Annotated in this window: 11 protein-coding genes and 1 pseudogene; 2 read left to right on the forward strand and 10 right to left on the reverse strand. The window is 70.0% G+C overall.

What is annotated here, in order from left to right; genetic code table 11:
• Positions 1-55: 55 nt before the first annotated feature.
• From pglZ to ACGFR9_RS01045, 8 genes and pseudogenes are all read right to left on the reverse strand, one after another.
• Entirely contained in the window at positions 56-2980 is a 2925-nt protein-coding gene (gene pglZ / locus ACGFR9_RS01010; protein ID WP_393201653.1) for a BREX-2 system phosphatase PglZ, read from the reverse strand.
• Positions 2977-6858 (reverse strand): phage resistance protein, encoded by a 3882-nt coding sequence (locus ACGFR9_RS01015; protein ID WP_393201655.1) that lies wholly within the window; start codon positions 6856-6858, stop codon positions 2977-2979. Before ACGFR9_RS01015 ends, pglZ begins: the two co-directional genes overlap by 4 nt.
• Before the next feature lie 350 nt (positions 6859-7208).
• Entirely contained in the window at positions 7209-7865 is a 657-nt protein-coding gene (locus ACGFR9_RS01020; protein WP_393201656.1) for a class I SAM-dependent methyltransferase, read from the reverse strand.
• Positions 7866-8053: 188 nt separating this feature from the next.
• The gene (locus ACGFR9_RS01025) at positions 8054-8497 is read right to left on the reverse strand and encodes an NUDIX hydrolase (RefSeq protein WP_393201658.1); all 444 of its coding nucleotides are present in this window, start codon (positions 8495-8497) and stop codon (positions 8054-8056) included.
• Between the two features lie 42 nt (positions 8498-8539).
• Complete coding sequence (locus tag ACGFR9_RS01030) at positions 8540-8722, reverse strand: DUF397 domain-containing protein (protein ID WP_393201660.1); 183 nt, start codon at positions 8720-8722, stop codon at positions 8540-8542.
• A 12-nt stretch (positions 8723-8734) separates the two neighbouring features.
• Complete coding sequence (locus ACGFR9_RS01035) at positions 8735-9031, reverse strand: Scr1 family TA system antitoxin-like transcriptional regulator (RefSeq protein WP_393201662.1); 297 nt, start codon at positions 9029-9031, stop codon at positions 8735-8737.
• 70 nt (positions 9032-9101) lie between these two features.
• Positions 9102-9530: pseudogene (locus ACGFR9_RS01040) on the reverse strand (DUF6879 family protein); the annotation flags it as partial.
• Positions 9490-9909, reverse strand: a complete 420-nt coding sequence (locus tag ACGFR9_RS01045) for a hypothetical protein (RefSeq protein ID WP_393201664.1) — start codon at positions 9907-9909, stop codon at positions 9490-9492. The pseudogene ACGFR9_RS01040 and the gene ACGFR9_RS01045, both read right to left, overlap by 41 nt.
• A gap of 197 nt (positions 9910-10106) precedes the next feature.
• Here ACGFR9_RS01045 and ACGFR9_RS01050 point away from each other — a divergent pair, with 197 nt between their 5' ends.
• Positions 10107-11324: a radical SAM protein gene (locus ACGFR9_RS01050; RefSeq protein ID WP_393201666.1), complete on the forward strand. Its 1218-nt coding sequence runs from the start codon at positions 10107-10109 to the stop codon at positions 11322-11324.
• An 11-nt stretch (positions 11325-11335) separates the two neighbouring features.
• Positions 11336-11881 (forward strand): class IV adenylate cyclase, encoded by a 546-nt coding sequence (locus ACGFR9_RS01055; RefSeq protein ID WP_393201668.1) that lies wholly within the window; start codon positions 11336-11338, stop codon positions 11879-11881.
• Between the two features lie 131 nt (positions 11882-12012).
• Here ACGFR9_RS01055 and ACGFR9_RS01060 read toward each other — a convergent pair whose 3' ends face one another.
• Together ACGFR9_RS01060 and ACGFR9_RS01065 are read right to left on the reverse strand one after the other, a co-directional pair.
• On the reverse strand, positions 12013-12216 hold the full coding sequence (locus ACGFR9_RS01060) for a DUF397 domain-containing protein (protein WP_393201670.1): 204 nt from the start codon (positions 12214-12216) through the stop codon (positions 12013-12015).
• Positions 12213-13046, reverse strand: a complete 834-nt coding sequence (locus ACGFR9_RS01065) for a helix-turn-helix domain-containing protein (RefSeq protein WP_393201672.1) — start codon at positions 13044-13046, stop codon at positions 12213-12215. Before ACGFR9_RS01065 ends, ACGFR9_RS01060 begins: the two co-directional genes overlap by 4 nt.
• Between the last annotated feature and the right edge of the window lie 121 nt (positions 13047-13167).

The following is a 13167-nucleotide window of genomic DNA, read 5'->3' on the forward strand; positions in this document are numbered from 1 at the left end:
CTCAGGGGTGAGCGCTACTGAGATCACCCTCCGCGCAGACAGCGATGGACCGTGCTCAACGCGACCCCAGGACGAACTGCTCGCGCAGCAGTGCCTCGTGGAGTCGTAGGGTGCGGCCGTCCGGCAGGGTCTCCAGGACCTGTACGCCGTCGTAGTTGAGGAGTTGCCGCAGGACGGCGGCGAAGCCGTCGCCCCGGGTGACGGGCATGCCGGCGCGTTGGGCGAGCGCGGTGACGGGCAGGGTGCCGCCCGCGTCCAGCAGGGCGGCGAGCGCCTTGTGGACCTGTTCCTGCTGCGGCTTGCGGGCCAGGCCTCCGAGCTGTGCCTGGTACGTCTCCGAGTCGAGCAGTGCCGTCACCAGCGTCTCGGTGCGGGAGACGAGGGTCGGGGTGAGCAGGGCGTCGTCTCCCCCGGTGGTCAGCGCCACGTCGAAGAGCTCACCGTGGTGCATCCGGGCGACTTCTGCCTGGTCCCTCTTGGCCTTCGCCGTCGGCTTCTTGGGAGCGGGAGCCGTCGCGGTCACCGGCCGGGCGGTGTGCCCGTCCGGCAGCGGTGCCTTTCCGGTCTCCTCCGGGGCCCACCAGGCCGGCCGCTGGTCGCCCAGTTCCCGCCATCCCTTGGGGGGTTCCGCGCCGAACGGCAGGAAGGCGAGCACCGGGATGGTGACCTCGGCAAGGGAGGCGCCGCCGTGGTAGCCGGCCTTGAGGGCGGTGTAGCGGGAGTCGGCGTCCCACAGGGCGACGACGGACGCGCCGGGTTCGGGCCAGACCACGCGCGGCCCGGAGAGGGTGATCTCCCGTTCGGCGAGCGGGCCGTCGCCGGGCAGGCGGTGGCGGGCGGAGGCGGGGTCGGTGGCGGGGTCGACCTTCGTGCCGTGCCGGTCGACGACGTGGCCGTGGTCGCTGGTGACGATGACCGCCATGCCCTCGGTGGCCGCCGCCCGCAGCAGGTCGCGCAGGCCGGGCACGTCGTCGATCCGCCAGGCGCCGTCGCCGAGCTTCTGTTCCTTGGCGAGCCGGTCGTCGATGGCGTTGAGGACGACGGCGACGTGGGTCCTGCCGTCGCCGAGCGCCTCCGTGAGTGCCGGGCCGAAGGTGTCGCCCGCGGTCTCGGTGCGCAGGTCGTCCTTGTGGAACACGGCGGCCGGTGCCCCGCCCCACAGCTTCAGCGCGGGGAAGAGCCGCTTCTCGTCGGCCTGGGTGCCCTTCATCAGGGTGCCCGCGAAGAGGGAGGTGCGGGACACGGCCGTCACGGTGGGCAGGGCGGCGGCCATCGCCCGCCGGTGCGGGGTGCCGCCCTCGGGCAGCGGGTCGAACTCGGCCCAGGAGCGACGCAGTTCCTCGCCGAGTTCGTTGGCGATGGCTGCGCTCATGCCGTCGAGGACGAGCAGCAGGACCCGCCGTTCCTCCCCGCGTCGCACGACCGGGCCGACCACGCGGTCGAGGAAGGTCTCGACGGTGAGCATGGAGCCCGGCTGGGTGCCGGCCTGTGTCCAGGCGGCCAGGGAACGGGCGAAGGACGCGTCGATCTGCCGGCGCCGGTCCCGCACGCGGGTGCCGAGGGTGTCGTAGGCGGTTCTGAGGACGGGGTCCGGGTCGCCGCCGGCCTCGATGTGCTCCAGGGCGAGGTCCACCCAGCCGGTCTCGGCGACCTGTCGCTGTACGGCGTCGGCGACGGTGGGGGCGTCGGCGGGCGGGTCGGTGGCCAGCCAGCGGGCGAGGCGCTGGCCCATGCGGGCGCGTTCGATGCGGGCGGACTCCTCCGGCTCGGCGGCGAGCCGGTGGTCCTCCAGGCGGCGGACGGCGTCCGCCACCGCGGTCGTGTCGCCCGCCGCGAGGGCCCGGCCGACGGCGGTGAACCGGGCCTCGAGTCCGCCGCGCAGGACGGGGCTCGCCGCCACGGCCTCCTCCGCGCCGAACTGGCGGGCCAGCGCGGCGGCCCGGTCGAGCACGATACCGGTGGTGCGACGCGCCTCTCGGGCCTGGTCGGCGTCGGTGCCGCCGGTGCGGTGTCCGGCCGCCAGCAGTGTGGTCACGTACTCCTCGGCGGCCCGTCCGAAGACGCTCACCAGGGCGTCGAGCCGGTCGCCGGTCGCCGGGGGCTGGTCGCCGAAGTAGCGTTCCGCGCGGCCCCGGGCCCGGTAGGTCTCGGGGGCGGCTTCGGCGTGCTGCCACAGCGCCGCGCAGACGAGGCCGAAGGCGGCTGCGTCCGCGCCGCGTTCGGCGTCGACGAGGGCGAGCAGGGCGCGGCCGGCGAGGCCCGCCTGGTCCTCCTCGCCGAGGAAGGCGGTCAGCCCGGCACGTTCGGGGCCGCGCAGGGTGAGGAGCCGTTCGGGGGCGCCGGGCCGGGTCGACCAGTGCAGCAGGGCCTGGGCGTCGAGCCGGTCGTCGCCGGGGCGGCGCGTGCCGCCGTCGGTGTCGTAGCGGCCCAGGCGCAGGCGGCGCTGGGCGAGCGCGGTGAGGGCGTACTGACGGGACAGCCAGCCGCCGGGCACGGCCGGCCAGCTGCCGGGCGGGGTGGCGTCGAGCAGGGCCTCGGCCGCCCAGTTGACGTCCTTGAGCCGGGGGTCTATCTGCCGGGCGCCGAACGCCTCGCGGACGACGTCCCAGCTGTCGACCGTGTCGATGCGCAGCTTGTGCACGCGGGCGAGGATCGCCGGGTCGAGTTCGTGCTGCTCGCGGTCGGTGAGGACGACCAGGACGGCGGGGCCGGGGCGGCGGCCCGCCAGGTGGTCGAGGACGAGCTCGTGGACGGCGAGCGGCGACGGCGCCACCGCCACGCCGGTCGTGCGACCCTCGCCCCAGGCGGGTTCGGCGGGGCCGTCCCACTGCGGTGCGGACCGCAGCAGCACGACCCGGCGCCTGCCCTCGCCGTCCCTCGTGAGGGAGGCGGCGAGGGAGGACTGCGAGGACAGGTACTGGGTGACGGTCGCGGTGTTCAGCCGGACCGCGCCCGGTGCGACGGTGGCGGTGTCCGTCATTCGATGACCTGCCAGGTGATCTCGATGGTCGCGTTCGGGTGGCGGGCGGCCAGTTCGGACAGCTCCGCCTGGAGGTCGGCGGCGGCCCGGGACACGGTCGTGCTGCGGCGCCCGGACGTGCGCGCGGTGCCGCCGCCGCTCACCGGGGAGGGCGTCTCCTGCGGCGGGGTGTAGGGGATGCGCGGGTCGCTGGTCGGCGTGTCCAGGGACTGGCCGTCCGCCGTGGGGGGCAGGGACGTGGGCGGCGGGGTGGCGGCGGCCTGGGTGCGCTTGATCAGGGCGACGACCTCGCGCTGGGTGCGGGCGAGGGCGTCGCGCAGGTCGGCGGTGCGCTGGTCGTCGCGGGCGACGTTGCGCAGCGAATCGAGCAGCGCCGCTCCCTCGGGGCCGAGTCCGGCGGCGAGTTCCAGGGTGGTCCAGGGGGCGGAGGCGACGGCCTCCGCGACGGCGCGGGCTTTCTTGACGGAGGTGCCGTACCGGTCGGCGCTGGTCTCGCCCAGGTCGAAGGCGGCGAGGGCCTCGACGGTCTTCTTCGCCCCGGCCGCGCCCTTGCCGGCCTCCGCTGTGAGGGCGTCCAGCAGTTCCAGGGAGCGGCGGGCGAGGGCGAGCCGTCCGGTGTCGGCGGTCTGGTCGAGGCCGAGGAAGGTGGCGTGGGCCTCCAGCTGGTGCACCAGGTCGGCCGCGTGGTCCCGGTGGTCGCGGGCGGCCTCGATGATCTGGCGGGCGAACTGGTTGACCATCCGGCCGCGCCGCAGCGCGGGCGGCTTCGCGCCGAAGACCGTCTCGAAGCGCTGTCGTGCGGTGTCCCAGTCGGCCTCGGCGGGCAGCGGCTGGCTGCGCAGCGCGTCGTGGTCCTTGATCGCGGTCAGTTCGGGCGCGGGGTCGAGGACGGTGCCGCCGCGCACCCATACCCGGTCGTCCATCTCGGCGAAGGAGGCGACGACGAGCCGGGCGAGGAAGTCGGGCAGGCCGCGCGGGTCGGGCCGGTCGGTCCAGTCGGTGAGGGTGATCAGGGACAGGTCCCCGGTGACGCCCTGGGAGCTGGCCTGCTGGCGGAAGTGGTCGGCCCAGTAGCGGGACAGCTCGAAGTACGCCTCCTTCTGCTGTCCGAGGCGCAGGGGCCCGGCAATCCGCTGCATGAGCTTGCGGTCGGCGGCCGGGACCTCGATCCGCCCGTCGCGGGCCTCGGCGGCGGCGCGGACGTGGGTGAACACCTTCTTGGTGTCGGCGGGCTTGACGGCGGTGCCGGTGGCGTCGGGGTCGAGGTCGGGGTGGGCCGGGTACTGGTGGGCGAGCAGCTTGCCCGCGATGTGCCGGATGCCGTCGTGCAGGCTCTGCCCGAAGGACAGGGTGAGGCCGTCGACGTCGGGCAGTGCGACGAGGTGGTCGTCGAAGTCGGGTACGACGTCGGCGGCCTGCTTCTGGGCGAGTCCGTACGCCTGCTTGAAGGCGCCCTTGACCTGCTTGAGCAGGGCCTCGCGCTGGGTTTCGAGGAGGCCCTTGGCACGGCTGCGGTTGTCGGCGTTGAGGTGGCCGGCGTACTGGGTGTCGAAGCGGTGTTCGTCGGCGAGGGCCTTGTCGATGACGACGAGGCGCCGGAAGTCGGCGAAGCGCGTCGCGGACAGGTGCGCGGGCAGCCAGGCGACGGTGCGGGACCGTTCGCCCTGCTGGCGTTCGCGCAGCCGCCGGATGCGGTTGACGTCCTCGACCGGGCCCCATTCGCCCTCGTCGAAGGGGAGGTCCATGGCGATGCGCCAGCGGCCCTCCTCCTGCGGCATCAGGTCGTGGTCGGGCAGTTCGTCCTCGTCGGCGACGTTGCCGAAGACGATCTCGGCGGTGCGGGCGGTGCCGCGCCAGGTGAAGCCGAGCTGGTCGCTCAACTGGCCGTGTTCGACGCCCAGTTCTTCGGAGAGCAGGCGGCGGGCTAGGGCGACGCGGTTGCCGGGGTTGTCGTTGACCTGGGCGTTGGCGATGACGGAGTCCACGTCGACGCCGGAGAGTTCGAGACGGACGCCGGGGTTGGCGTCGGTGCCGGTCTCCTTGATCTCGGGGAACCGGGCCGCCCATTCGGCGACCTTGTTCTTGATGATGCCGACCTCGGCGCCGGGGATGGGCGCGAGGACCGATCCGTGGTTGAGTGCTCCGAGCCGCCGGATGGTCAGCTCGGACAGCGCGGGCACGCTGGGCGCGAGCGCGGACAGCAGCAGCGTGCACACGAGCCGGTTGTCGCCGGTGAACATCCGGCAGCCGTTGAGCCGTTTCGGGTCGGTGAGGGATTCCGGCCGGTTGCGGTACTGCTCGACGTCGTCCTCGGTGATGTCGTACGAGCTCAGCAGGTAGGGCCGCAGCTTGGTCTTGTAGAGCTTGTCGGCGGCCTCGAAGACGACCTTCAGGCTGTCGGTGAACGGCTTGTCGCCGCCCTGCGCGATCACCGGGTAGAGGTCACCGACGGGGACGAGCTGTCCGAGGCGGATCTCGTCGCGGTGGTCGGCGAGGAGCTGGCCCATCAGCTTCAGACCGGTACGGGAGCGCTGCAGCGCGGACGAGATGTGGACGAGGGTGTCCATGAACGCCGGCGAGAAGGGGTACGTCAGCCGGAACGACTCCGCGTCCGCGCCGGTGGTGCCCTTCTCCGAGCCGAGCAGGGTGTCCCAGACCTGGGGGCCGACCCGCTTGGTCTGCTCGAAGGCCGCGTCGACCTGCTGGGCCGCCTCGGAGTCCTTGGGCTTGAGGAGGCGGGCGTGGGCGATCTGCGGGAGGTTGCGGTCCTCCAGGGTGATCTTGTCGAACCGGCCGGACGCCAGGTTCAGGGTGTCCTGAATGGACGACTCGGCCGCGCCGGACACCTCCTCACCGACCAGCTCGCGCAGGTCGCGCTGGCGGGCGATGAACGACACGACGGGGACGGCGCGGCGGGCGTCGCCACCCTCCACGAAGTTCGTGATCTTGCTGGCCTCGCGCGCCACGAACTTCTCGTCGTGGATGAGGGTGGCCAGCCACAGGATCAGCTCGTCCATGAACAGGATCAGGCCGTCGTAGCCGAGCGACTTGGCGTGCTCGGCGATGACGGAGAGACCGGCGTCCAGGGAGATGAAGCCGTGCTCGTCCTCGGCGGCGTTCTTGGTGAAGCCGGGGAGGAGGTTGGTGCCTGCGTCGTTGACCAGCTTGGCCCGCAGCTCGATCGGGGTGGAGGGATTGGTGAGGTTGACCGGGACACCCGCCTCGTGGTTCTCCTCGGCGGCGAGCGCGGTGTCCAGGAGCTGCGGGGTCCAGGCGAAGCCCTCGCCCCACTCGTCCTCCTCGCCGCCGTCCACCCCGCTGCCGCCCAGGCCGCGGATGACGGCCTCGTCGCCCGTGCTGGCACGCAGTGCGCGGATGTCGTCGAAAAGGGAATCGGTCCGGTACACCTGCGGGGTCGGCGCCTCGGGGTGCAGCTTCTTGACGTGGTGCACGTACCCGCCGAGCACCCGCTGTTCGAGGGCCTTCGCGCCGAGCATGTGGTACGGCACGAGCAGGAACTTCTTGCCGTCCGTGCTCAGCCACTCGTGCCTGGTCAGCACCGGGTCGAACTCGGTGCGGGAGCGGGCGGCCTGGTTGCCGCTGAGGAGCGCGTACAGCACCGCCATGAAGTGCGACTTACCGGAACCGAACGAGCCGTGCAGGTACGCAGCCTTGGAGCGGTGCCCGTCCAGCGCGGACTTGATGAGGGCCAGCGCCTCGTCGAAGTTCTCCAGCAGCCGCTCGGTGACGACGTAGTCCTTGAGCGCGTGCTGGGCGCCCTCGGAGGTCGTCGCCTCGGCGAGGGACAGCACGAAGTCCGAGGTGGAGATGGACTCCTTGATGTCGATGACATCGCGGAGGAGGGGCGGCTGGGCCATTGCGGGTTCTCGCTCTCCCTGACGGTGATCGGTGCTGCTGCTCGTACACGGTGTCGTACGGGGTCCGCCGCCGAGGCCCGGGGCCGGTCCGAGGGATGGGGCGGGGCTCAGAGGTACGGATGGCCGATGCGGCGGGCCGGCGGTAAGGATGAATCCGGCCGGCCGTACGGTGGCGGGACGGGCACGACGCTCACGGCGTCGGCCGGTTCAGGTGGGACGGGTTCGCGGCGTCTGCACTCTTCGTCCCCCTCGTACTGAACGTCACCCGTACGGCCTGCGCATAGCACCCTACATCGGTACTCCCACCGGCCCCGTGCCGTATCCCCTCGCGCACCGCCTGTAGCGGGGCCTCACGGAGCGACCGCGCGTACGAGGAGCGTCCCGATGTGTCCCGGGTGAGGCGCGTCGAGCACCCGCGCGTCGGCCGTGGCGAAACCGGCTCGGGTGAGCAGGCGCTCCCAGACGGCCGGCCGGTAGCTGTAGCGGTAGGTGAACATCGCCTTTCCGGCGAAGCCTCCCTTGTACATGCCTTGCGGCCCGTACGCGCCCGGGATGGCGGGCGGCTGCGAGAACACGAAGACACCGCCGGGCCTGAGTCTCCGGCGGACAAGGGGGAAGAGACGGCTCGGGTCGGTGAACCAGGCGGCTCCGAAGATCGAGTAGACCGCGTCGTACACCTCCTCGTGCCCGCTCAGGTACTCCAGCACCTCGGAGCACACGAACTCCGCGCCGGTGCCGTGCCACTTCGTGGTGGTCTTCTCCACCATGACGGGAGACAGGTCGACACCCCGGGCGACGACACCGCGCTCGGCGAGGTGGGCGAGGGCGCGGCCTGTGCCGCAGCCGATCTCCAGCACGCGGTGCGGGTCGCCCAGCAGCTCCGGTCCGGGTCCGTGACCGGCGTACTGGGTCCAGCAGAAGCCCCGCTCCGCGTCTTCCTTGAAGGCGGAAGCGGCGAACGTGTCCCACAGCTCCGTCTCGGCGGCGATGTCGTGTTGTGCGGGCAAGGCGATTCCTCTTCGCGAAGGCCGGCCCCTTCTCCGGGGCCGAGGACAGGGAGGTGACGCAGGGCCGTTCGGGTGCCCGACGCCTGAGCTCCGGACATCGGCGCCCCGGTGTGCGGGGCAGGGGCAAATCCGCTGAGGTGGACCATGACGCGACCGGGCTGTCGGCCGGTGCCCGGGATCGGCTCCTCTCAGACTGCGATGACCTGCTGGGCCAGCAGCAGTGCCAGCGGTCCCCCTTGGAGCAGGAAGCGTCCCTCGGTGGCGGCCCGAATCGCGTCGGGCATCGGCCACCACATGAGCTTGAAGTCCTCTTCGCCGGGCGTGAGCTGCTGCGGGCCACAGGTGAGCCCTTCGGCCAGGAAAAGGTGGATGCGGGCAGTGGAGTCCAGGGTGATGGCGTACGAGCCGAGGGGCCGCCAGGTCCGGGCGATGACGCCGGCTTCCTCGCGCAGCTCACGCCGCGCGCAGTCTTCCGGTGTCTCGCCCTCCTCCCTGCGTCCCCCGGGCAGGAACACGTACTCGCCGCCGTGCTGGGTGAATTCGGCGCTCAGGACGGCGACCAGGCCCTCCGCGTCTCGGGCCACGGTGACGGAAGCGTCGCGCTTCGCCTTTTGTCGGGTTGTGTCGGTCATGGCCCGGGAGCGTATCCGCCTACTCCGACAGCCAGGCCGTCACTACGTCCGCTTGGCATGTTGGATGAAGATCGTCCAGGTGTCCCGCGGGACGGTCACGGTTCCCCGACTGCGTGCCTTCGTGTCCCGGATTATCACCTTGTTCGGATCGCTGTCGGCCAGTTCAACGCAGTTCTGTGTCTCGGTGTGGGAGCTGGTTCGCCAGTTCGGGGTCACGGGCTGCATGGGGCCGCTCCCCTAGTCCGTAGGCATCTGGTCGAAGTGCTGAATCGCTGTGGAGATGAGGCCGCGGACGGCGGTGCCGTAGACCGCTGACTGTTTCAGGAGGGCGAACGCCTTGGTGTACAGCTCGATTTCTCGGGGCTGGGTGACGGAGAGCTCAGCCGAGTAGGTCTCGACGAGGACGAGTCGGCTGTCGAACATCGAGAACGCGTTGCCCGGCCAGATGCAAGTGGGGGCGGACTTGGGGACGATGCCCAGGCTGAGGCGGGGAAGTCTCATCACGGCCAGGAGACGGTCGAGTTGCCCCTTCATCACTTCCGAACCACCGACGGTCACGCAGGCGCACGCACTCGGCCACGGTGTCGGGGTCCTCGACGATCTCCGACCCGAGCACTCTGCCGTCCGAGTCGAAGTGTCCGACTGCGAGGAGGCGGTTGTCGTACAGCCACCAGTCGTTTCCCTCCACGGGAAACGTGACGCCCTCGGGCAGGTGGTGTCGGGGCAGCCAGCGGATCTTCTCGCCGGCCTCCTCGTTGAGGCCGGTGGCGGCGTGCTCCCACTGGATGTAGGGGGTGTGGGGCTCTGTGACCACGCGGACGCGTCGGACTGTCCTCCCTTCCCCGGTGACCCGCCTGATGAGTTGCGTCCACGGTTCCATGTAGGAGTAGTCAACGCGCTCGCCGCGGAGCCAGCTCGTGAAGGGGCTGTCCTCGTCGGGGACGGAGTAGTCGTCCCTCAGCTCCAGATGGAACGCGTCCTGTGCGAAGCCTTCAAAGAGCTGGTTGCGCTCGGCGCTGGAGATCAGCTCCATGCGGTTCCTCCAGTAGGGCGGTGATCGCGGGCTTGGGGACCTCGACCACGGTCTCGTAGTCCGGAATCTCCATCTGGGCCAGGGCCTCGATGTCGGTGACCTCCCGGCCCTGGACGACGAACGTACCGCCCGACGTGAGGATCATGATCGGGTCCTCGACGCGCCTGACCTCCCCGGCCGGCAGGCCGTCCTTCACGAGGTGCTCGAACAGCTCTGTGGGGACCTCCACCGCCGTCTCCCCCTCCGGGATCTCAAGCTGCGTCAACAGGTCGTTCGCGAAGATCTTCCAGCCCTGGACAAGGTAGGTGTCCCGGTCCGTGGCGTACAGGGTCGGGCAGTCACCGACCGTGGAGTTCTTACCAAGGAACCGTAGCTTCATGGTCGTTCTCCTGTCTGCTGCCTTGCTCAGGTTTGCGCGACATGACGATGGTCTGCGGGCCGTTCCGGGCCGTCAATCGAGTTGCCGCAAACTCGCGCAATCTCCTGGGGACTTGAGTGACGACTGCTCTACGTTCGTCTCCGTACCCGAACAACCGACGCAGCCGCCGCGCGTTCCGGTACCGAGGGAGATGCGCTGTGACCAGCGTGGCCGACAGACGCAGGGCTCCAGCCGTCGACAACCTGCCCCTCGACCCGCATCCGATCGCGGACAGCATCGACGCCACCCTGAGGACGGAGCCGTACATCGTGTTCAAGCACCGAGCGTTGAGAAGTGTGGGCAACCAGGCTCTGGTCCGGGTCACGATGGACCGCACACTCCGGGTCAAGGTCATCGATGCCTGCGGAATGACCTGCACCTTCTGCCACAACGAAGGCACACCCGTCAGCGGCGACAACCACGCTCGGACCGCCGGCGAATTCGGCGCTGCCGGCCGGTCGGGACGGGTCTCCCTCTACCTGGCGACCAACGGAGCGCGCTTCGTGGCAGCTCCCATGTTCCCTGATGACGCCTTTCGCGCCGCCTTGGCGAGGCTGCGTGACGCCCTGGGCTTCGAGGAGGTTCACCTCACGGGAGGGGAACCGACCCTGCACCCCAAGCTCGCGGCGATCGTCGCCGTGGCCAGGGAGGAGGGATACGAGGTGGGCGTCACCTCCAACGGTGAGAACGGCGCCGGAGTCCTCCCCGCGTGCGCGAAGGCGGGCCTGGGCCGCGTCAACTTCTCGATCTTCGGCACCACGCCCGAGGAGCTGGCGCAGGTGCAGAACGTCCGGTTCCGGACGGCTTCCCTGGCGGCGCGGAAGATCGAGGCGCTGGAGCAATCGATCCAGGTGGCGACCGACGAGGGAATCGGCGTGAGCGCGAACGTGGTCATCCCGGACCACAGCCACATCGAGCGCGTCCACCGGCTCCTGGACCGGTACTCTCCGCAGGTGTCGTTGAGGATCCTGTCGTCGCTGGCCGACGGGGACAAGTCACTGGACGCCATCGACGAGCTTCTCGGCGGCCTCGGCGCGGTGCCTCAGGAAGTCCACGTCATCGCCGGAAGCTCCGGATTCCGCATCTCCTACACCCTGCCCGGCGGACGCGTGATCAAGGTCAAGCACATTCGGCCCCTGCGCCTGCCCGAGACCTGCGCAAGCTGCCGCTTCAACAACACGACCGACTGCCATGAGGGTTACTACGGGGTCCGTCTCTACCGCGACCCCAGGGGAACCTTCCACGTAGGCGTCTGCATTCAGCGCATGGACCTCTGTCTGCCCATCGACGAGTTCCTGGACGGCGCCGTGTGCAGGGAGATCAGCACGATGCGCGAGCAGGAGTTCCACGCCCTGACCGCTCAGACCGTCACATGACAAGGAGAACCATGGCGCAGAACGAGTACGAAGCGAAGTTCCTGGAGATCGACGTGGAGGCCACCCTCGACGCTCTGCGCACTGCCGGGGCGCAACAGGTCTTCCCCAGGACCATGTTCACGCGTCTGATCTTCGAGAACGACGCCGTGCAGGGCGAGCAGTGGCTGCGGTTGCGCGACGAGGGCGGCAGGACGACGCTCACCCTGAAGCAGGTCACCGACGCGACGCACATCCACGGGACCACCGAGATCGAGATCGAGGTCGGCGACCTGGCCAGGACCGCGGAACTCCTCGCGGCGCTCGGCCTGCGGCAGGTCCGCTACCAGCAGAACTATCGCGAGGAATGGCACCTGGACGGTGTCACCTACGACTTCGACACCTGGCCGGACCTCCCCACCTTCCTGGAGATCGAAGGCTCTTCCGAGGTTGCCGTGAAGGAGGCGGTGGCGGGACTCGGCCTGGACTACGACCAGGCCCGCTTCGGCAGCATCGACCTGATCTACAAGAGCGAAGAGGGGCGTGACATCCTCGCGGAGCCCACACTCCTCTTCGCCTGATCCGGCCGGCACCTCGGCGGTGTGCCCGCGGCAGCGGCCTGACTTCCGACATCACCGCTCAGAGCGGGTGGAGGCTCTCACCTGCGCACAGGGCCCTCGGTGAGCACTCGCCCGCCGAGGGCCCTGTCCCGTCAGAGTGCCGCGAACTCGACGAACGCGGCCCACGCCGTGGGTTCTACGGCGAGTGCGGCGCGGGTGGTGTCCTTCGAGTCGCGGACGTGGACTTTGGCGGGGCGGGTGGCGACCTCGATGCATTCGCCGCCCGAACCTGTGCTGTAGCTGCTCTTGAACCAGGCCGACTCAGGTACCGGCTTTATGGGCTGTTGGGTTTTCATCTCTCTCCAAGCAACTTCTCGACGACGGCCAGCGACTCGCGCGGAGTGAGCGCCTGGGCCCGAAGGATGCCGTACTGATCCTCGATCTCCCGTACCAGCCTCCGCTCCGTGTAGAGACGGCTGTCCTTGTACGCCTCCACGTAGGCGATCCTCTGCCCTTCATGCGTCTCGATCAAGGTGAAGGGACCTTCCAGCCCAGCATGCTCGTCCCGCTCGATCGGCATCACCTGGATTTCCACGTTACGCCGGTGCCCGTACAGCAGAATCTGCTCCAACTGGCCCTGCATCACAGCTCGCCCACCGAGTGGTCTCCGCAGAACGAACTCCTCGATGACAAAGCTGATGGTGGGCATCGAGGTCTGCGAGAAAGCCTCCTGGCGTGCCAGGCGAGCCGCCACCCGCTGGTTGATGGTCTCCTCGGCCAGCAGCGGACGCCACATGGAGAACACCGCTCGCGCGTAATCTTCCGTCTGCAACAGCCCTGGTACTGCCTTCGTCGCGTACACATGCAGAGCTACCGCCTTGGCCTCCAACCTGGCTGCGTCCCGGAAGAACGCCGGATACTGAGCCCGAGCCACCTCCTCCTTGCTCGCGCTCAACACCCCACCCGCGCCCAGCACTTCATCTGCCTGGTCGATGAACTTGGGCTGCGGAATACGTCTCGCCTGCTCGAACGACGCAATCGTCGAGGCCGAGTACCCGGTCAGGGACCCGAGCCCCGCGCGGTCCAGGCCCGCCCGTTCCCGGAACAGCTTCAACTGCCGCCCGAACAGGCACAGCATGCCCGTCCCGACCTCGTACTCCTCCGGCTGCTGAACCTCTTCGTCCACGCCGCAGCTCCTCTCGTACAACCGCCCAGTCAGCCAACTCGGGGCCCGGGAACCGGTCACGCCCAACACCGGGTACAAGCGCACCGACCGCGTGTACAGCCCGTACCCGTCAGTGCATCGC

Origin of the sequence: Streptomyces sp. NPDC048584 (assembly GCF_043199595.1) — a bacterium.
GTDB classification, from domain to species: domain Bacteria; phylum Actinomycetota; class Actinomycetes; order Streptomycetales; family Streptomycetaceae; genus Streptomyces; species Streptomyces edwardsiae.

Excerpts from the sequence above, each read along its gene's own strand:
- ACGFR9_RS01030 (WP_393201660.1), bottom strand. The coding sequence starts at position 8,722 with ATGCAGCCCGTGACCCCGAACTGGCGAACCAGCTCCCACACCGAGACA.
- ACGFR9_RS01015 (WP_393201655.1), bottom strand. The coding sequence starts at position 6,858 with ATGGCCCAGCCGCCCCTCCTCCGCGATGTCATCGACATCAAGGAGTCC.
- ACGFR9_RS01035 (WP_393201662.1), bottom strand. The coding sequence starts at position 9,031 with ATGAAGGGGCAACTCGACCGTCTCCTGGCCGTGATGAGACTTCCCCGC.
- ACGFR9_RS01055 (WP_393201668.1), top strand. The coding sequence starts at position 11,336 with ATGGCGCAGAACGAGTACGAAGCGAAGTTCCTGGAGATCGACGTGGAG.
- ACGFR9_RS01060 (WP_393201670.1), bottom strand. The coding sequence starts at position 12,216 with ATGAAAACCCAACAGCCCATAAAGCCGGTACCTGAGTCGGCCTGGTTC.
- ACGFR9_RS01045 (WP_393201664.1), bottom strand. The coding sequence starts at position 9,909 with ATGAAGCTACGGTTCCTTGGTAAGAACTCCACGGTCGGTGACTGCCCG.
- ACGFR9_RS01025 (WP_393201658.1), bottom strand. The coding sequence starts at position 8,497 with ATGACCGACACAACCCGACAAAAGGCGAAGCGCGACGCTTCCGTCACC.
- pglZ (WP_393201653.1), bottom strand. The coding sequence starts at position 2,980 with ATGACGGACACCGCCACCGTCGCACCGGGCGCGGTCCGGCTGAACACC.